At 42.4% G+C, this 19,459-nt stretch carries 15 protein-coding genes; 2 read left to right on the top strand and 13 right to left on the bottom strand.

Annotation, left to right across the window (positions count from 1 at the left end; all coding sequences use genetic code 11):
• The first annotated feature begins 87 nt into the window (after positions 1-87).
• Positions 88-1,287: a tyrosine--tRNA ligase gene (tyrS, locus tag KUL10_RS11090; RefSeq protein WP_110428989.1), complete on the top strand. Its 1,200-nt coding sequence runs from the start codon at positions 88-90 to the stop codon at positions 1,285-1,287.
• Between the two features lie 108 nt (positions 1,288-1,395).
• Here the strand turns inward: tyrS and KUL10_RS11085 are convergent, their stop codons facing one another.
• The 7 genes from KUL10_RS11085 to gltB all read right to left on the bottom strand — a co-directional run bounded on the left by KUL10_RS11085 (position 1,396) and on the right by gltB (position 11,508).
• Positions 1,396-2,244, bottom strand: coding sequence for a helical backbone metal receptor (locus KUL10_RS11085; RefSeq protein ID WP_110428988.1), 849 nt, complete (start codon positions 2,242-2,244; stop codon positions 1,396-1,398).
• A 38-nt stretch (positions 2,245-2,282) separates the two neighbouring features.
• Positions 2,283-3,278 carry a cobalamin biosynthesis protein gene (locus KUL10_RS11080; protein WP_158525371.1) on the bottom strand — a complete coding sequence of 332 codons (996 nt, stop codon included), beginning with the start codon at positions 3,276-3,278 and terminating at the stop codon, positions 2,283-2,285.
• A gap of 40 nt (positions 3,279-3,318) precedes the next feature.
• Positions 3,319-4,011, bottom strand: coding sequence for a 5'-methylthioadenosine/adenosylhomocysteine nucleosidase (locus KUL10_RS11075; RefSeq protein ID WP_110428986.1), 693 nt, complete (start codon positions 4,009-4,011; stop codon positions 3,319-3,321).
• 142 nt (positions 4,012-4,153) lie between these two features.
• Positions 4,154-4,756: a DUF2726 domain-containing protein gene (locus tag KUL10_RS11070; RefSeq protein WP_110428985.1), complete on the bottom strand. Its 603-nt coding sequence runs from the start codon at positions 4,754-4,756 to the stop codon at positions 4,154-4,156.
• A gap of 211 nt (positions 4,757-4,967) precedes the next feature.
• Entirely contained in the window at positions 4,968-5,399 is a 432-nt protein-coding gene (locus KUL10_RS11065) for a hypothetical protein (RefSeq protein ID WP_110428984.1), read from the bottom strand.
• Positions 5,400-5,613: 214 nt separating this feature from the next.
• Positions 5,614-7,029 carry an FAD-dependent oxidoreductase gene (locus KUL10_RS11060; RefSeq protein WP_110428983.1) on the bottom strand — a complete coding sequence of 472 codons (1,416 nt, stop codon included), beginning with the start codon at positions 7,027-7,029 and terminating at the stop codon, positions 5,614-5,616.
• Positions 7,030-7,041: 12 nt separating this feature from the next.
• On the bottom strand, positions 7,042-11,508 hold the full coding sequence (gene gltB, locus KUL10_RS11055; protein WP_110428982.1) for a glutamate synthase large subunit: 4,467 nt from the start codon (positions 11,506-11,508) through the stop codon (positions 7,042-7,044).
• A gap of 523 nt (positions 11,509-12,031) precedes the next feature.
• Between gltB and arcB the strand changes: the two genes are divergently transcribed.
• Positions 12,032-14,383 carry an aerobic respiration two-component sensor histidine kinase ArcB gene (arcB, locus tag KUL10_RS11050; RefSeq protein ID WP_110429030.1) on the top strand — a complete coding sequence of 784 codons (2,352 nt, stop codon included), beginning with the start codon at positions 12,032-12,034 and terminating at the stop codon, positions 14,381-14,383.
• A gap of 12 nt (positions 14,384-14,395) precedes the next feature.
• Here arcB and mgtE read toward each other — a convergent pair whose 3' ends face one another.
• The 6 genes from mgtE to KUL10_RS11020 all read right to left on the bottom strand — a co-directional run bounded on the left by mgtE (position 14,396) and on the right by KUL10_RS11020 (position 19,455).
• On the bottom strand, positions 14,396-15,754 hold the full coding sequence (gene mgtE / locus KUL10_RS11045) for a magnesium transporter (protein ID WP_110428981.1): 1,359 nt from the start codon (positions 15,752-15,754) through the stop codon (positions 14,396-14,398).
• 128 nt (positions 15,755-15,882) lie between these two features.
• The gene (locus tag KUL10_RS11040) at positions 15,883-16,155 is read right to left on the bottom strand and encodes an HPr family phosphocarrier protein (protein WP_110428980.1); all 273 of its coding nucleotides are present in this window, start codon (positions 16,153-16,155) and stop codon (positions 15,883-15,885) included.
• Between the two features lie 27 nt (positions 16,156-16,182).
• Entirely contained in the window at positions 16,183-17,046 is an 864-nt protein-coding gene (rapZ, locus tag KUL10_RS11035; protein ID WP_110428979.1) for an RNase adapter RapZ, read from the bottom strand.
• 94 nt (positions 17,047-17,140) lie between these two features.
• Positions 17,141-17,584, bottom strand: coding sequence for a PTS IIA-like nitrogen regulatory protein PtsN (gene ptsN, locus KUL10_RS11030; RefSeq protein WP_110428978.1), 444 nt, complete (start codon positions 17,582-17,584; stop codon positions 17,141-17,143).
• A 19-nt stretch (positions 17,585-17,603) separates the two neighbouring features.
• The gene (gene hpf / locus KUL10_RS11025) at positions 17,604-17,891 is read right to left on the bottom strand and encodes a ribosome hibernation promoting factor (protein ID WP_110428977.1); all 288 of its coding nucleotides are present in this window, start codon (positions 17,889-17,891) and stop codon (positions 17,604-17,606) included.
• Between the two features lie 40 nt (positions 17,892-17,931).
• Positions 17,932-19,455 (bottom strand): RNA polymerase factor sigma-54, encoded by a 1,524-nt coding sequence (locus KUL10_RS11020; RefSeq protein ID WP_110428976.1) that lies wholly within the window; start codon positions 19,453-19,455, stop codon positions 17,932-17,934.
• Positions 19,456-19,459: the final 4 nt, after the last annotated feature.

Genomic DNA, 19,459 nt, shown 5'->3' with positions numbered 1-19,459 from the left:
TTAATCAGTTTTAACCAGAAAATATATTTATAAGCAGTAAGTTAGCACATTAGTCACTTAAATTTGGCGCTATAACAGGAAATATTCATGACAGATTGGCAAACAGCCTTTGCAGAAATAAAACGCGGTTCAGACGAGATTTTAATAGAAGAAGAGCTGATTGAACGCTTAAAAACCGGCAAACCGTTAAAAATTAAAGCTGGCTTCGATCCAACCGCGCCAGACCTGCATTTGGGACATACCGTGTTAATAAATAAGTTGCGTACCTTTCAGCAGCTTGGCCATGAAGTTATTTTCCTCATTGGTGACTTTACTGGTTTGATCGGAGATCCCACCGGTAAAAATGTTACTCGCAAGCCGTTGACCGAAGAACAAGTGTTAGAAAACGCCAAGACTTACCAAGAGCAAGTGTTTAAAATTTTAGACCCAGCTAAAACCACTATCAGATTCAATTCTGAGTGGATGAATGAAATCGGCGCGGCTGGGATGATAAAACTCGCTGCTAGTCAAACCGTCGCTCGAATGTTAGAGCGTGATGATTTTAAAAAGCGCTATGCAAATGGACAGCCTATCGCGATTCATGAGTTTTTGTATCCGCTGGTGCAAGGGTGGGATTCGGTTGCTTTAGAATCAGATGTTGAGTTAGGGGGAACTGACCAACGTTTCAATTTGCTAATGGGCCGTGAGTTACAAAAATCCCAAGGACAAAAGCAACAAACTGTACTGATGATGCCTTTGCTTGAAGGATTGGATGGTGTTCAAAAGATGTCTAAATCGTTGAACAACTATATCGGTATAACAGATAGCCCGAGTGAAATGTTTGGTAAAATTATGTCTATATCAGATGATTTGATGTGGCGTTATTACGACTTACTAAGCTTTAAACCAATTGAAGCGATTGCAGAATTAAAAGAAAAAGTGGCTCAAGGCACAAATCCGCGAGATATAAAAATTGAATTAGCACAAGAACTAATCGCGCGTTTTCATTCACAAGCTGATGCAGAGGCTGCGTTACAAGATTTCATCCAACGGTTTCAGAAAAACGCGATTCCTGATGATATGCCTGAAATTAACGTTGAATTACCGGAAGAGGGAATTGCAATCGGCAACTTGTTGAAGTCTGCCGAGTTGGTCGCTTCAACCTCTGATGCAATGCGCATGATCAAACAAGGGGCAGTAAAAATAGATGGCGAAAAAATAACGGATACGCGCTTGTTGCTGACCCAAGCTGGGCAAGCTGTTTACCAAGTAGGGAAACGTAAGTTTGCAAGAGTGACACTTTCTTAAGTTTTCGGATGACGCTAATTGGCCTCCAAAACTAATTGAAACTGAAAAACGCGCTGAATTTGAAATAACAGCGCGTTTTTTATGTCTTTAGTTAATCAAGGTTTATTACTAATATATCTCTTTTCTTCGCTGACACAGCTTTTCTACTTCATCCACCACTCTTGGAGTGAAGCGGTGAAATTTGTCTGGATTAACGCTTAGCACTTTAGGTTTAAATACACTTGTATGCTTGTCAAAATGAGCGCGAATCGCATCTTCATCAGCGCTCACCCCAGCAATTAATGCATGAGGGGATTGCCTTATTAAATCCGCGATGTTTATTTGTAAATAGGATGAAAGGCCGTTGTGGTAAATGTTGTTCAAGCCACATAGTTTCAGCAGTGAATTGATCCAGATATCTTTACCTGCGCCACTAAGCGGTTGCAAGCTCATTAAATAGCTCACATTAATAGATGCTAGTTGCTTACTTAAGGTTTTTAAGTGGCTAATTCTATTGTTGATGTTGTTTGTGAGGGTTTGACTATCTTTGACCCCTAAAAATAAGGCAATCTGACTAATATCGCTGGGTAGATCAAATATTGTCTCTGGTGCCGATTCGTAAATATCAAAACCAAGTTGCCTTAAACGATCGATATCTTGTTGTTTATTACCGCCTTTCCAAGCCAAAATATGGCTGGGCGCTAGCCTAAGTACTTCGGCTATATTTACGCCTTGATAGTTGGCAACAGTGGGTAATAGGCTCGCTTCTTGCGGGTAGTCACTGAATTCGCTAACCGCTACTAGTTTATCTTGCATATTTAGGGCGTAAACTATTTCAGTTAAATGGGGCGCGAGGGCGATTATTTTTTGTGTTTTAACTTCTTGGCTATGAGCTTGAAAAGCAGTTAATAAAAAAAGTAAAAACAGGTGTAGCTTACCGCTAACGCCTAAAAAAGATGTCATGCGCACAGAAGGCATTTTTTGCTCTATTACATAAAATTGGTTTAATGGGTTATTTATACCATAGAAGCCACTAGAGCATTAATAAGACTTGATAGAATAAATAGAAAAGAAATAAACCCTATTGATGTTCTATTAAGGACTTTTATAACTGTTGGCAAATCAACGACTTCAGGTTCTTTCAATCCTTTAAACTTCTCTCGTCTAAATTTTAGTCCTTCATACATTACCGCTCCGCTCAAGTGCAGTTTGGTCGTTATAGACTGACTTGCTAATAGTAGTGTCCCATTAGAAGAAAAGGTTGCCTTAAACAAGCGTTTGCATTCACCATTAACGAATGGCGTAATACCTCTGGATGTCACAATTGATAATAACGCGACAATTCGTATCGGAAGCCATTGTATCCAGTGGCATGCATAGCCCGCAGCTATACCGAAATGTTTAAATCGAGATAGTTTAGGATTCCAAGCGTGATTTAACTCCAACGCCATCCGGTAGAAAAGCGCGATGAAGGGACCAGAGAGAACAAACCAAAATATGACGGTAAATTGTTGATAATACGCTCTCAAGAGTAAACTCTCTGTTGCTGCTTTGCATATTCCAATCGAAGATAAAGTTTGCGTATCACGCAACGTCATCTTTGCAAGTGTATCTTTGGCTAGCTGTTTCTTGCCCTTTTTGAGGGCCAAAGAAATTCTTTTAATGCGCGTTATGTGTCCACTGAATTGAATGCACATCAATAAAATGAATGCGTCAAAAAACGTCGGATAGTAAGCAAACATATTCATGATATATGCGATTATCAACCAGGGTAGAGTGAGCAATAAGAACCCGACCGTGCCTGATATCACGAGTTGTTGCTTAGTGTCTTGACCATTTATATTCGTTTTAGCGGCTAACCTAACGCCCAATAAGCGAATAAATAGTATCGGTTGAAGGCGCTCGGGGATCTGCCAATATCTTTCTAAGATCAATAGTCCTGCAGCAATGATGACAGGCAAAATAGCTGCAGAACTAAGTAAAGAAGTGAGTAAATCAAGCGAGTGGGTCACTGGTATTGCTCTATAAGCACCATATAGTTTTAGTTGCTATCTAAAGCGAGTGAATCAGGTTCATAACGAGCGTAGCTGAGTTCTTGCCAGCAGTTTGTAAATATTGCTCAAAAGATACGCTTGATGTTTTACCTGCGATATCCGATAGACTTCTAATGACCAAGCAGTCTGTATCAAGTAAAAAACACGTTTGTGCTATCGCGGCCCCTTCCATTTCGGTTGCGGCCACTTTGGGGAAAGCTTGTTTGAGCCTTTGTGCTTCTTCATCACTGCCAATGAATGAATCACCAGTGGCTATCATACCCTCTATAATCTGCTGGTCTGATAATTGTGTGGCGGCAACTTTTGCAGCCTCGACAAGTTGCTTTGCACATGGATATGTTTCTGGCATGCCAGCACATTGACCTAATGCATAGCCAAAGTGTGTAATATCGACATCATTGTGGATGAGTTCGTTACCGATCACAATATCACCCACATTTAGTTGAGGGTCAAAGCCACCCGCAGAACCCGTGTTAATTAACGCATCAGGTTTATAGGCTTGTATTATCAGCGTCGCGGCAACAGCAGAAGCTACCTTTCCGATGCCGCATTTCAACAAAATAATGTCGTGTTGACCTAACTTACCTTCAATGACGTCTAGATGATTTAGTTTACTTTGTTTGGGATCATTTAAAGTGGTTTTGATAAGTGCAATTTCTTCATCCATTGCACCTAGGATTGCGATTTTCATATCAACACCTTGGGTATAGTAGTCTTGTATAGTTGGCAAGTGTAATTAGGATAAAAATAAACGCAAGGCTAGATGCACTTGCGTTTAAGGATTGTCAGCTAGGGAGAGATGACAAGTAAACTGGTCGAGCGTTAAAACGCGCCTATGCCGCTACTTGTTTATTTGTTCTTATCGGACGAGTAGGGCGTTTCTTGGGCGAAAATAAACTAGGCTTTTCAGCCGCAATAGGCGTACCGATCAACTTGCCTTGTTTGCGTCTCAAGGGTATGAGCTTTGACTCTATGCAGTCTCTAATTTCTTCGACTTTGTAGCCATTTTTGGCCTTGATTTTTGCATGAGGAATACCTGCGGTGTCTAGACTTCCTGATACAAAGAAGTCTTTTGCTTTTATTGCACCTTCTTTCGTTTGCGTATTAACCACATCAATAGCTAAGACCGGTGTGAGGTCGGATTTGTTGCAAAGTATAAAATCAATTTGTTTGCCAGAAGCTCGTAACATGGCGCTTTTTGCTACTTTCTTGTTAGTGTTATTGCGCAGCGCTAACACATCACTAAGTTTTACGCGACATACCACTCTAAATTCATTACCTACCGCTCGCTCTATAAGTTCTAAAAACTGTCTTTCAACAGGTGAAAAAAGCTGCTGACGACGCATAAACGGAAATGCAATTTGATCTTCATTTAGTTTAATTGCAACAATCGCGACGACAATCAAAATCATCATTAATACAATGGCCAGTTCCATAACTACTCCTAGATTTAAAAACCAACACTGGGGTTGGTGGTAATTAATATAGGTTTAGCAAAGGGTGTGCCACAACAAGGAGTAATTCTCTCTTTGCGCGATGATCGTGTTGGTTGTTGTATTTTTTGTGAGGGGTGCTGATGAATGAAAGTCTCTTATAAACAGTGGTTTATCGCTGTTTTTGGTCAATCGATAAATTAATCAAGTGGCCTTATGAAACAGGGGCTTTCACTAATATATCTACCTGAGTACCTTGCCCATCGGCAGACACAACTAAGGTTGTATTTTTGTCTTTAGTCTGCAATATTGTGCGTGATTTTATTTGCTTAAAGCTAGTTAGCTCGGGATGTGCCGCAAGATAATGTGAGATCACTTTTTCGGGTGTTTGGGGGATAAACAGCACCATACTTGCCGGGTAATCAGCGGCAAAAATTTGGCACAGTTTACCGTCCAATGGTATTTTAATTTGATTGAACTGTGATGGGCAGCCCCTATCTGGACTTGCTAGCGCCGACCCAAGATAAAACAACGACGAGGCAATTAAGCAGGCCATTGGAATTGCAAATCGCATAAAGCTGCGAGTCGACGATAGATTCTCTAATTGCCGAGTTGTCATGCTGATTTGTTTGCCAAACTGCTTCATCGTTGTCTTCCTCTACACCTCTCGAAACGACTATAGAAGTAGCTGCGATTGACTACAAGTAAAATAGGGTAAACTTTGGTGTGACGGTGTTATCACGCGTATAGAAAAAAATAACTAATCCCAAATAAAAACCCCGCTTGGATATGAAATCCAAGCGGGGTTTAACATCTGAGTGTGTCAACGCTGATATCCTTGCGCTGACTATTTTGCCGTCTTACACTTCTAAGTAATCGAGGATACCTTCAGCTGCCTTGCGACCTTCGTCAATTGCAGTGACCACTAAGTCAGAGCCGCGCACCATATCGCCACCTGCAAAGATTTTAGGGTTAGACGTTTGGAATGCAAAGCGTCCTTTTGCTGGCGCTCTAACACGGCCTTTTTCGTCGAGTATGATACCGTAATCGGCAAACCAAGGTGACGGGCTAGGTTGGAAACCAAACGCGATAATCACTGCGTCTGCTTCCATTACATGCTCAGAGCCTTCGATTTGAACAGGGCGTCTTCGACCTGCCGCATCAGGTTCACCCATTTCGGTGCGCACGACTTTAACACCAATGGCATTGCCGTTTTCATCAACTGCGATATCTAAAGGCATAATGTTGAACTCAAAATTCACGCCTTCTTCTTTTGCGTTAACCACTTCGCGGCGAGAACCTGGCATACTTGCTTCATCACGACGGTAGGCACAGGTGACATTTGAAGCACCTTGTCTTATAGATGTACGAACACAGTCCATCGTGGTATCACCACCACCTAAGACAACGACTTTCTTGTCTTTCATATCGATGAAGTCGTCTTCAGATTTTTCTAGGCCTAGTAAGCGGTTTACGTTGGCAATCAAAAACGGCAGTGCTTCGTAAACACCTGGTGCTGATTCATTATCAAAGCCACCTTTCATAGCGGTATACGTGCCCATGCCTAAGAAGACTGAATCATATTCGTCAATTAGTGTTTGGAACGCAATGTCTTTACCTACTTCGGTATTCAAGACAAACTCAATGCCCATTTCTTCAAAGATTTGTTTTCTGAGCTTAATGACGTCTTTTTCTAATTTAAAAGAGGGGATACCGAAAGTCAGTAATCCACCAATTTCTTCATATTTGTCAAAGACTACTGGCCGCACACCGTTTCTGATAAGGATATCAGCACATGCAAGTCCAGCAGGACCTGCACCCACTATCGCTACTTTTTTGTCTGTCCAAACCACATCAGACATATCAGGACGCCAACCCATCTTAAACGCGGTATCGGTGATATATTTTTCGATACTACCAATGGTTACTGCACCAAAGTCATCGTTGAGTGTACAAGCGCCTTCACACAGTCTGTCTTGTGGGCAAACACGACCGCACACTTCTGGAAGACTGTTGGTTTTGTGAGAAAGCTCTGCCGCTTCTAGGATCTTGCCTTCGTTCGCAAGTTGTAACCATTGTGGAATGAAATTATGTACAGGACACTTCCATTCACAATAGGGGTTACCACAGTCTAAACAGCGGTCAGCTTGACCTTCTGTTTGTGATTGCGTTAAGGGTTGGTAAATTTCACCAAAGTCTTCTTTGCGCACTAAGATCGGCTTTTTCGGCGGATCGATTCTTTCAACATCTACAAATTGATATACATTTTTAGCCATAATACTTCTCCCTTACTGCGCCTGCAGGCGCAACTCCGCGCTTGAGCGGCTAATATGGCCAAGCAAATTCTTCACATCGCTCGTCTTAGGCTTAATCAGTCTAAAACGGCTACTTTCTAGAGCGTAGTTAGTCAATAGTTTAAGTGAGTGCTCACTACCTGTTTCTTCATAGTGACGATTGATAAGTCCTCTTAAGTGTTCTGATAAAATCACTTTGTCATCAACCGGCATAATATCAACTAACTCAGGGTTAACACGTTGCTCGATGTCATCAAACTCATCGTAGAGATAAGCAAAGCCACCGGTCATACCTGCACCAAAGTTCACGCCCACTGAACCTAGCACAGCGACAATGCCGCCGGTCATGTATTCACAACCGTTATCGCCCATGCCTTCTATAACCGCGACTGCACCGGAGTTTCTGACTGCAAAGCGCTCACCTGCACGACCGGCGGCAAACAATTTACCGCCGGTAGCACCATATAAACAAGTGTTACCCATGATTGCACTGTTGTGTGCATCAAACTTAATGCCTTTCGGTGGTGCGATAACAAGCTTACCGCCTGTCATACCTTTACCGACATAATCGTTAGCATCACCCGTCAATGTTAAGTGTAAACCGCCCGCGTTCCACACACCGAAGCTTTGACCCACTGTGCCCGTCAGATTGACTTGGACAGGATGATCTACCATACCTTGGTTACCATGCACACTTGCAATGTATCCAGACAAGGTTGCACCTACTGAGCGGTCTGTATTGCGCACTGAGTACTTAACTGTTTTGCCTTTGCTGCCATCGACTGCTGCTTTGCAGTCAGCTAACATGCGCAAGTTTAACTCACCTTTGTCGATAGGTTCGTTGGTTGTTTCTGAACAAAATAGTTTGGTGTGATCGCCAGCTTGTGGTTTGGTCAATAAAGGCGATAGGTCTAAACGATTTTGTTTAGCCGTAATGCCATCAAGCATTTCTAGTAACTCGGTACGACCTACTAAATCCTCAAACCTAGCGACACCAATACTCGCCATAATTTCGCGCACTTCTTGAGCAACAAACTTGAAGTAGTTCATTACCATGTCGGGTAAACCGATGAAGTAGTTATCACGCAAAGATTTATCTTGTGTTGCGACACCTGTTGCACAGTTATTCAGGTGACAAATACGTAGATATTTACACCCAAGAGCAACCATAGGGCCAGTACCAAAACCAAAGCTTTCAGCACCTAAAATACCGGCTTTAACCACGTCTAAACCTGTTTTCAAGCCGCCGTCAGTTTGAACGCGGACTTTGTGACGCAAACCGTTTTCGACAAGTGCTTGTTGCGTTTCTGCCAGTCCAAGCTCGAAAGGGCTACCTGCATATTTAACCGAGGTTAATGGGCTAGCACCCGTTCCGCCGTCATAGCCAGAAATAGTAATTAAATCGGCATATGCTTTTGCAACACCTGTTGCGATAGTGCCCACACCAGGCTCTGATACTAACTTAACTGAAATAAGCGCTGTCGGATTGACTTGTTTTAAGTCAAAGATCAACTGAGCTAAATCTTCAATCGAATAAATATCGTGATGCGGTGGTGGTGAGATCAGTGTGACACCGGGCACAGAAAAACGTAATTCAGCGATGTATTTATTAACTTTATCACCCGGTAACTGACCGCCTTCGCCCGGTTTTGCACCTTGTGCGACTTTTATTTGAATCACATTAGCGTTCATCAAGTAGTGCGGTGTAACTCCAAAACGGCCTGAGGCGACTTGTTTGATTTTAGAGTTTTTCTCAGTATTGAAACGAGCTGGGTCTTCACCGCCTTCTCCCGAGTTTGATTGACCGCCTAGGCGATTCATCGCAATGGCTAATGCTTCGTGCGCTTCAGGACTTAATGCACCGATAGACATTGCTGCTGTATCAAAGCGTGGATATAGATTTTCAGCAGGTTCGACTTCGCTAATATCAATCGCGTTTTCGCTTCCTTTAATTGCTAACAGATCACGTAAATGCGAAGGCGCTCTATCATTAACTAGGTCTCGATATACGGCATAGTCTTCGTATTTCCCGCTAACAACTGCGGTTTGCAACGATTTAACCACATCCGGGTTGTAAGCGTGGTATTCACCGCCATGCACGTATTTAAGCAATCCACCATGTGAAATCGACTTGCGTTTTAGCCATGCGACGCGATTTAAGTTGATTAAGTCTTGTTCAAAGTCTTCAAATGATGCGCCTTTGAGACGGCTTGGAATACCAGCAAAGCAAAGTTGAGTAACGTCTTCATTGATGCCAATTGCTTCGAACAGTTTTGAGCTACGATAGCTAGCAATGGTACTGATACCCATTTTCGACATGATTTTGTAAAGCCCTTTGTTGATGCCTTTACGATAGTTCATCACAGCTTGCATTGGGCTAGTATCAAGTTCGTTATTCGCTGCCATTTGCTCGATTGTTTCGTATGCTAAGAATGGGTACACCGCGGTAGCGCCTAAACCAATCAGTACTGCAAAGTGGTGTGGGTCGCGCGCTGAAGCTGTTTCAACAACGATGTTTGCATCGCAACGTAGCGCTTTATCTACTAATCTGCGTTGCACCGCGCCAACGGCCATTGCCGCAGGCACAGGTAGTGTTTCTTTAGAAATGTCGCGATCGGATAAAATCACGAATGCAGCATTACGTTCGCGAACAGCGGTTTCAACCTCATCGCAAATTCGGATGATTGCAGCATTTAATCCTTCTGCTGGCTGATAGTTTAACGAAATCACTTCTGAATAATAAAACTCTGGATCAAATTCACGAAGTTGCTTTAAGTCCGTATACATCAAGATTGGGGATTCAAACAACACGCGGTTGGCATACCCACTAGTTTCGTTGAAAACGTTTTGCTCGCGGCCAATACATGTTGCCAAAGACATAACATGATTTTCGCGTAATGGGTCAATCGGTGGGTTAGTAACTTGCGCAAATTGCTGTCTAAAGTAATCATACAAAGTACGTTGATTTGAAGACATAACGGCCATTGGCGTATCGTCACCCATCGAACCGACCGCTTCTTGTCCGTCTTTTGCGAGTACTTTAATTACCTGCTGCATTTCTTCATAGCTGTAGTTAAAAAGCTTATGAAACGTCGACATTTGAGTGGCGTCAAACACTGCCTGACCGATCTTATCGGCATCCAATTTTTCAATTGGCACTAGGCGCTTGATGTTAGTATCAAGCCAGTCGCTGTATGGGTGTCTTGATTTGAGGTCTTCATCAATTTCATTAGAACGCCAGATTTTGCCAGAAGTTGTATCAACCGCTAGCATTTCACCTGGACCAACTCGGCCTTTTTCGACAACGTTCTTTTCGTCGTAATCCCAAATACCTATTTCTGAAGCAAGCGTAATTAAACCATCGTCGGTAATCACATAGCGAGCTGGACGAAGCCCGTTTCTATCTAGGTTACATGCCACATGCTTACCGTTAGTTAGGACAATACCGGCTGGTCCGTCCCACGGTTCCATGTGCATAGAGTTAAATTCGTAAAATGAGCGCAAGTCACTGTCCATTGTATCGTTGTTTTGATACGCCGGTGGCACTAATAAACGCATTGCTCTGAATAAATCCATACCACCTGCTAAGAATAGCTCAAGCATATTGTCTAATGAACTAGAATCAGAACCTTCGGTGTTAACGAAGGGCGCTGCATCCATCAGGTCTGGTATTAAAGGCGTGGCGAATTTACCTGCACGAGCCGCCGCCCAATCGCGGTTGGCTTTAATAGTATTGATTTCACCATTGTGCGCTAAGAATCTAAACGGCTGAGCAAGGGGCCACTTAGGTAGTGTGTTTGTTGAAAAGCGCTGATGGAATACACAAATTGATGATTGTAAAGTTTCGTTTGCCAAATCTAAGTAAAATGCAGGCAAATCACGAGGCATCACTAGCCCCTTATAAATCGTTACTAATGCCGATAAACAAGCAACATAAAAATCTGCATCATGACTCATGCGTTTTTCGGCTCGACGCCTAGCCATATATAAGCGGCGCTCTACGTCTGTTTCACGCCAACCGTTTGGTGCGTTAACGAACACTTGTTCAATCTGCGGAACACCTGTTTTCGCAAGGTCACCAAGTACGCTGTGATCGACAGGTACCTCTCTCCAACCAAGTACACTGAGCATTTCACGCTCGATTTCTTCGACCAGTATGTCTCGACCCTGTTGCGCAAGTGCATCGTCTTGGCTAAGAAACACCATGCCGACTGCGTAAACACTTGCCAGTTTCCAACCTTTTTCAGCTGCAACACTTTGAAACAAAGCATCTGGCTTAGACAGAAGTAAACCACATCCGTCGCCTGTCTTTCCATCAGCAGCAACACCGCCTCGATGTTGCATACGATCGAGTCCTTCAATCGCAGTTTTTACTAACTGGTGGCTTGCTTTACCGTGTGTGTGCGCAATTAAGCCAAAACCACAGTTGTCTTTAGAATCATTTTGATGATACAGACTCATAAATATTCTCCTACCTCGACCTTAGACAGATCGGGACATGTGCGTCCGTGTTTTACTTACTCTTAAAAAATGGGTGATGAGATCACCTAACCACATGTTGTTATTATTGTTTTATTTTTCTTCGTTAGACTTTGTGGATACTCATTTGTATCGAATTTTTATTCATTCCTCTTAGCGGGCGAAACAAAATACCTACTTTTCGCAATTAAATCAATTATAACTATTAGATATGGCCTCATTTATTTAGTGAATACCTTTGGGTGCTAGTATTCATATGGCTTTGAGCTAGTTTATATATTGCGCAAACTAAAACGCGAAGAAAAAATGCATTCGTATTTTGAGCTTAAAATTAGGATGGTTATTGCTTTGCTGTAAACTAATGAATGCGAACACAATCGCATATTTATTTATTATTTATTCATTTAGCGTATTAGATGTCGAAATTCAGTATAAATTCAAATTTTCACTTCTAGTGGCAATCTTGATAGCATGCGATTTAATTAGTCTAAAGACAGTTCTAAATATGCAGTTAAAAACGCCGCCTGATTCCTGGGCAATCAAGTTTGCACAATTCGTAGACCGCTTTGGTACGCTAAAAATTAGCATCGTTTTCGTAATCTTCACTTTAATTGTCACTTTGGGTGGTTCATTTTTAATTCGATTGAGTTTTGGCAGTGAAATCGAGGTCGATGATTTCATCAGTGCATTAATACTCACCATGATCAGTGCGCCTTGGGTGCTTTACTTTTTCAGTGAATTGATCAAGCAATTAGAGCATTCAAGAATTAACCTTGAAGAAGCAGTTAGTCAATTAGAACGCCTGCGAAAACATGACGTTATTCTTAATCGCGAATTGCAAAATAATATTCGCCAGTTAAATTACGAAATTGAACAAAGACGACATGCGCAGCTTGAACGCGAGAGCATGTTCGAAGAGCTCGAGCGCGAAATCAAGGAAAAGTCTGAACAAGAAATGCAAGCTAGACGCTTGTCTACTCTTACTCGTTCAATTATTGATGCGTCACCGGACTTAATTTACTACCGCAATGAAGAGGGGCGCTTTGCGGGCTGCAACCGTGTAGCGGAGCAAGTCGTAGGTAAAACCGAACAAGAGCTACTTGGCTTAACCCCACATGAAGTCTATGACGAAGATTTGGCAAGGCAAGTCGCTGCGTCTGACCACGAAGTACTCGAAACCAATGCTAGTTTGACTGAAGAGCTTTGGCTCAAGTTTGCGGATGGAAGACGACGTTACTTTGAAATGCGCAAAGTGCCCTTTTTTGACCAGGATGGTCATCGTCTAGGCTTGTTGGCTTTTGGTCGTGATATGACTGAGCGCAAGAAGGCAGAGAGTGCTATTGCCAAAGCTAGTAAAGACAAAACTCGCTTTATCGCAACTATTTCCCACGAATTAAGAACACCTTTAAACGGTATTGTGGGCCTAAGCAGGATGCTACGAGATACTAAACTGAGCAAAGAACAATTTGAGTGGGTCAGCACGATATACGCAAGTGCAATTACGCTGGGCAATATATTTAACGATATTATAGATTTGGATAAACTTGACAGAGATAAAATCGAAATCGAGTTGAAAACGGTCAATATACGTGATTTTACCAATGAAATAAGCAGTATAATCAAATTGTTAGCTCAGGATCGTAGCCTTAATTTCTCTTCGTCTATACAAGAACCAATTCCACTTGCGATAGAAGCAGATGGTACGCGCTTACGCCAAGTACTTTGGAATATACTATTTAACGCAATTAAATTTACCCAAAAAGGGTCTGTTTCTCTGGATGTAGCGTGCAAAGAAGTATCATCTAAAGAAGTGGAGTTGATGTTCACGATCACTGATACGGGTGTTGGCATCCCTAAGGATGATTTGGACAATATCTTTGCCATGTATTATCAGGTAGACCACCCCGATCACCAAAGTGCAACGGGGACAGGTATTGGTTTAGCTATTTGTAAGCAAATGGTTGATAAAATGAACGGCAAGATCGAAGTGCACAGTGAAGTAGGTAAGGGAACCTGTTTTGAAGTTGTATTGCCTGTCAATATTGCTAAAGCAAAAGTACATCAAGCAGCACTAGAGGTTACGGGCCTGAATATTCTTCTTGTTGAGGATATTGAACTTAATGTAATGGTCGCTAAAGCGCTGTTAGAAAAGCTCGGGCAAAAAATTGACGTTGCGATGACGGGCACTGAAGCAATCAATATGGCAAGAGCAAATCAGTATGATTTGATACTGCTAGACATTCAGCTTCCAGATATGACTGGATTTGATGTTGCTCGAACACTACATGATGAAGATTTGGTGATGCAAACGCCTATTGTGGCCCTCACCGCGAATGTGATTAAAAAGCGCGAAGAATACCTGCAAAACGGTATGGATGATATTATCGCAAAACCGATTAAGAAAAGTCGTGTGATCGAAGTCTTCAATGAACTATTTTCACAACAAGATTCGACCACGCATACTGCAGATGCTAGCCAAATAAAGAGTGCCCCTAAATTGGATAATATTTTAGATACAGAAATGCTTGAAATGTTGGTTGATACCATTGGCGAAGATATGATTCGCACCAGTTTAGGTGTTTTTCAGGATAAGATTCCTGAATATATGGAGTTGATGAAGGTATCACTGGCCGCTGATGAAAAAGAAGAAGTTTGCTCTCAAGCCCACAAAATAAAAGGGGCAGCAGGTTCAATTGGTTTAGCTCGAGCGCAAGAAACTGCTAATAAAATTCAACAAGGCGATCACCCCGCTTGGTGGGAGAACGTACAAGACTGGGTTGAAGAACTTGAGTTAGCAATTCAACATGATGTCGACCATTTACTGGAGTGGCTTAACGACAAGCAAATTGACGATTAAATCACCGTGAAGCTAAATTAAAAAGAGTGTCGCGGTGCCTAAAAACGCGAAAATGCCAACGACATCAGTAATCGTAGTAAGTATCACACTGCCAGCTAAGGCCGGGTCGATTTTCAGGCGTTTCATTATGAGTGGAAGTGTTGCACCTGCTAGTCCTGCTGCGATCATGTTCATCATCATTGCGAAAGCAATAACACCGCCCAAGATATAGTCTTGTTTCCATATAGCGATGACTGACGCAATCAAAATTGCCCAAATCATGCCGTTTAAAAAGCCAATTGCAAGTTCTTTTCTAATTAGCCACCACTGGTTGCCTTGTGTCACGTGGCCCAATGCCATTCCGCGAATGACAAGTGTAAGTGTCTGATTACCTGCAACCCCTCCCATGCTAGGAACGATAGTATTTAAAATAGCCAAAACCGCTAGCTGAGAAAGTGTGGCTTCGAACATATCCGATACTGCGGCTGCAAGCAAAGCCGTAACCAGATTAACTCCTAACCATATTGAGCGACGTTGTGTACTTTGCCCAACAGGAGCAAAAGTATCCTCTTCGTCGTCCAAACCGGCCATACTCATCATTGAGTGTTCGGCGTCTTCTCGAATGATGTCAACCACATCATCAATCGTAATCCTGCCAAGGAGTATTCCATTTTCGTCTACGACAGGCGCTGATAACCAGTCGTAACGCTCGAACATACTCGCGACTTCACTTTCTGGCATTTCTACCGGTATCGTTTCGGCTTCTTCATCTGTTATTTCTGCGACGCCGGTATCGGGATCGGTAATTAATAGCTTAGTTACCTTAACGGTGCCAATGAGTACATCTTCTCTGTCTACAACGTATAGTTCATCGGTGTTTTCAGGTAGTTCGCCTTTTAAGCGAATATAACGTAATACGACATCCACTGTGACATCTGCACGCAGCGTCATGGTGTCCGTATTCATTATAAAGCCGGCTGTCTCTTCTCCGTACGAGAGTGCTTTTTCGGCGCGCTGGCGATCTTGCGCATCCATTGATTTAAGAATGCTTTGAAGTACCGTATCGGGTAGTGTACTGAGTGTCTCGGCTAGGTCATCGGTATCCATATCTTCAAGTGCGTCAACAACACTTGAGGGCACCATTTTCGCTATGACACCGTTACGCACATCTTCAGATAGTTCTTCTAGAACATCCCCGTGAAAATCAGCATCGAGTAATTCCCATAACTCTTGTCTTGATTTATTAGGGCTAGATTCGAGGAGTAATGCTACGTCACTAGGAGGAAGCTCGTGAAGCAATTTTCTCACGTGCACAAACGTACCATCGCTCATCGCCTGAGCGATATACTGCAACTGACTTTGTACGCTATTTGCTTCTAAGGTTTCTTCCATTTTAAACGGTTCTAAGACACCACTTGTTATTTAGTATAACCAAGTCAGTGAATAAATGCGCTTATGTATTGAAATTTAAAAGAATTATTTAGAGAGGATAGACCAGGTCTGAAGTGTTAATAAAGTATTTATTCAGTTTCATTAAAGCCATCAGCTATGAGCCTTTCTACGGCTTCCATGGCGAGTTCAGCATCTTTTCCTTCACTCGTCACTTTAATCTCTTTGCCTTGGCTACTTTCGAGCATCATTAAGGCAAGCACACTGTTGGCAGGCGCAGAATTGTCGCCTTGCTCTAGGGTTACTTCTGCTTCAAATTGATTGGCTAACTGCACAAGCTGAGTTGCGGCTCGAGCGTGAAGACCTAGTTTATTAACTATCGTCATTCGTTTTTCGATTTTCATGTCTGCTCCTCGCACTGACTTAGCTCTTTACTTGTCATTGTTGATCGGTCGTTTGGTTTCACGGTGCCTTATTTGTACATCGCCATGAATCGATTTGAAATTACTAGCAAGAGTTTCAGCAACATATACCGAGCGATGTTGTCCCCCTGTGCAACCAATTGCAATAGTAACGTAGCTTCTGTTGTTGCGTTCTAGATGCGGTAACCATGTTGAAATTAGGTTTTGAATTTGCCAAATAAATTTAGTAACTAACGGGTCAGCTGCTAAAAACAACTTTACTGGTTCGTCAAACCCAGTTAAAGGCTTGAGATCGGGCTCCCAATGTGGGTTGGGTAAAAAGCGCGCATCAAACACATAGTCCGCATCTTTTGGGATACCGTGTTTAAAGCCAAACGATTCAAACACAATCACCAAGTTGGTTGCCTTTTTACCCAAGACTCGCTCTCGTACGAGTTCTGACAACTCATGCAACGACAGGTTATCAGTATTGATGTACAGGTCAGCTCTTTCGGTGACTGAAACCAAAATGTCTCTTTCAGCTGCAATGAGTTCTGCTAGTGACATATTTAGCTTATTAAGAGGGTGTATGCGCCGGGTTTCGCTGTAGCGTTTAATCAGAATATCGTCACTTGCATCAAGGTAGATAATGGTGACATCCCAGATATCAGGAAGAAAATCGACAATCTCACTAAAGTCATCAGCGATTTTTGGCATGTTGCGCACGTCGATGCTCACGGCAACGTTTTCATTTTCATTTTCAGCAGTATGAGTAAGGGCAGGTAAGAGGCTGACGGGAATGTTATCGACGCAATAAAAGCCTAGATCTTCTAATGCTCGCAAAGCAATAGACTTACCGGAGCCCGAACGTCCGCTGATAATGAAAAGATTCATTATAATTTCCTATTCGTTGATTACCATTTTGTGACTCTGGCGTTTATGTTGACAGAAACTAAACGTTGACACAAATAGGGTAGTTTACAAAATGTTAAGCTAGCGCTTCGATAATCTGGTCTTTTGTCTTTGCTGAACGGATTGTCTTTACAATTGCCTTGTCGCTTAGTTTCTGAGCAATAGTCGCGAGTGTTTGCAAATGCCCCTCGGTTTGCTCACTTGGAACAAGTATCGCAAAAAAGATGTCGACGGGTTTGTTGTCGATTGCATCAAAATTGATAGGGGTGGTGCTGGTGACCACAATTGCCATGACATCATCAATGCCGTTAATTCGACCATGTGGAAGTGCAATACCGTTTCCGATACCCGTGCTTCCCATTTTTTCTCTACTCACTAATGCGCTTAGGACTAAACCTTGGTCTAATTCAGGATGGTGTTTAACAGCGATAGCGCTGATGACTTCAAATATACGTTTTTTGCTTTGACAATCAACCGCACATTCAGTGCGGTCGATTGAAATGATATCAGTTATTACCATGATAAATTGAAACGCTCACTTAGTGACGTTTCATTTTTTCCTTGTGTTTTATGACTTGTCTGTCTAATTTGTCGATTAGGCCATCTATAGCCGCATACATATCGGTGTGTTCTGAATTCGCGAAGACTTCTCCGCCTTTTAAATGAACCGTTGCTTCCGCACGCTGGTTAAGTTTTTCAACATTTAAGATTACATGCACGTTACTGATGTGGTCAAAGTGTCGTTCTAGCTTCTCAAATTTCGTATCGACATAATTGCGTAGTGAATCTGTTAATTCGACATGATGACCAGTTAGATTTATTTGCATAATGTTTCGTCCTCTATGTTATGTCTTGCAGCGATGAGTATTACAATAGACTCTTGCGCTGATTTGACGGGGGAATCGAGAGTGATTCTCGATATTTTGCAATCGTCCGCCGCGCCACTTGAATACCTTGGTCGGCTAACAATTGCGCAATCTTGCTATCACTAAGTGGTTTGGTTGTATTTTCTGCCGCTACTAACTTTTTAATTAACGCTCTAATTGCAGTAGAAGAACACTCACCACCAGACTCAGTGGAAACATGACTGGAAAAGAAGTACTTCAACTCAAAAATCCCACGTGGGGTATGCATATACTTTTGAGTTGTGACACGAGAAATGGTGGATTCGTGCATGTCGACCATTTCTGCAACATCATTTAGGACCATCGGTTTCATCATCTCTGGTCCGTGTTCAAAAAAGCCCATTTGCTGTTGCACAATACAATGCGAGACTTTCATAAGGGTTTCGTTACGACTCTCCAAGCTCTTTATAAACCACTTAGCTTCTTGTAAGTGAGACTTTATAAATTGAGAATCGTTCTGATTTTTTGCTGTTTTACTCATTGCCGCATAGGCTTGATTAACTGTCAGTGGAGGTAGAGAGTCTCCGTTTAATTCAACCGTCCAACGTCCATTCTTTTTAAAAACTGATACATCTGGAATGATATATTCGGGCTCTTTTGTCGTGATAGCACTGCCAGGACGTGGATTGAGTGTTTGTAATAGCCGCATGGCCTCGCGGAGTTGATCTTCCTTTAGCCGCGTTTTGCGCATTAAGGTGCGGTAATCTTTACTCGATAGCAAATCACTGTGTTCGGTAATTAATAACTTGGCTTCTTCTAACCATGGTGTTTCTGGGTCAAATTGAGCAAGTTGAACTAACAAGCACTCTTGTGGCGAGCGAGAGCCTGCACCCATTGGGTCAAACATTTGGATGCGTTTAATCACACACTCAACTTCGTCTAATTCAATTTCTTCGTTATCAAGGCTTTCGAGTATTTCTTCACTTGATATCGTGAGATAACCTGATTCGTCAATCGAATCTATAATTGCCAGTGCAATTGAACGGTCGATCTCAGAAAACGGAGTCAATTCCATTTGCCATAGCAAGTGGTCTTGAATGTTTTCGGTTGTTTCACCCTGATATACATAGTCGTCATCCGGTCCAACGCTATTAGAAATATTTGCTGGAGCAGATGATGCACTGATGTATTCATCCCATGAACTATCGATGGGCAGGTCATCTGGGAGTTGATTTTGTTCGAGTGCATCATGGCTATCAATAGCGTCTGAACCATTTAAATCAGCGCCATTTAAGTCAGTACTTTCAGTGCTTGAAGTTGAACTGTCACCACCCTCACTGCTACTGTTACTTTGACTTTCACTCGCCTCATTTTGATTATTCGAATACTCAGATTCATCGATTTCAAGAAGAGGATTGGCATCAAGCGCTTCTTGGATTTCTTGCTGAAGGTCTAAGGTGGAAAGTTGCAGTAGCTTAATCGCCTGCTGCAACTGAGGCGTCATGGTAAGTTGTTGGCTAAATTTAAGTTGCAATGAAGGCTTCATTGTT

The sequence above is a fragment of the Glaciecola sp. KUL10 genome, assembly GCF_003203515.1.
GTDB lineage: Bacteria > Pseudomonadota > Gammaproteobacteria > Enterobacterales > Alteromonadaceae > Glaciecola.
This window is presented reverse-complemented; position numbering and strand designations above follow the sequence as displayed.

Excerpts from the sequence above, each read along its gene's own strand:
- tyrS (WP_110428989.1), top strand. The coding sequence starts at position 88 with ATGACAGATTGGCAAACAGCCTTTGCAGAAATAAAACGCGGTTCAGAC.
- KUL10_RS11085 (WP_110428988.1), bottom strand. The coding sequence starts at position 2,244 with ATGCCTTCTGTGCGCATGACATCTTTTTTAGGCGTTAGCGGTAAGCTA.
- KUL10_RS11075 (WP_110428986.1), bottom strand. The coding sequence starts at position 4,011 with ATGAAAATCGCAATCCTAGGTGCAATGGATGAAGAAATTGCACTTATC.
- KUL10_RS11070 (WP_110428985.1), bottom strand. The coding sequence starts at position 4,756 with ATGGAACTGGCCATTGTATTAATGATGATTTTGATTGTCGTCGCGATT.
- KUL10_RS11065 (WP_110428984.1), bottom strand. The coding sequence starts at position 5,399 with ATGAAGCAGTTTGGCAAACAAATCAGCATGACAACTCGGCAATTAGAG.
- KUL10_RS11060 (WP_110428983.1), bottom strand. The coding sequence starts at position 7,029 with ATGGCTAAAAATGTATATCAATTTGTAGATGTTGAAAGAATCGATCCG.
- gltB (WP_110428982.1), bottom strand. The coding sequence starts at position 11,508 with ATGAGTCTGTATCATCAAAATGATTCTAAAGACAACTGTGGTTTTGGC.
- arcB (WP_110429030.1), top strand. The coding sequence starts at position 12,032 with ATGCAGTTAAAAACGCCGCCTGATTCCTGGGCAATCAAGTTTGCACAA.
- mgtE (WP_110428981.1), bottom strand. The coding sequence starts at position 15,754 with ATGGAAGAAACCTTAGAAGCAAATAGCGTACAAAGTCAGTTGCAGTAT.
- KUL10_RS11040 (WP_110428980.1), bottom strand. The coding sequence starts at position 16,155 with ATGAAAATCGAAAAACGAATGACGATAGTTAATAAACTAGGTCTTCAC.
- rapZ (WP_110428979.1), bottom strand. The coding sequence starts at position 17,046 with ATGAATCTTTTCATTATCAGCGGACGTTCGGGCTCCGGTAAGTCTATT.
- ptsN (WP_110428978.1), bottom strand. The coding sequence starts at position 17,584 with ATGGTAATAACTGATATCATTTCAATCGACCGCACTGAATGTGCGGTT.
- hpf (WP_110428977.1), bottom strand. The coding sequence starts at position 17,891 with ATGCAAATAAATCTAACTGGTCATCATGTCGAATTAACAGATTCACTA.
- KUL10_RS11020 (WP_110428976.1), bottom strand. The coding sequence starts at position 19,455 with ATGAAGCCTTCATTGCAACTTAAATTTAGCCAACAACTTACCATGACG.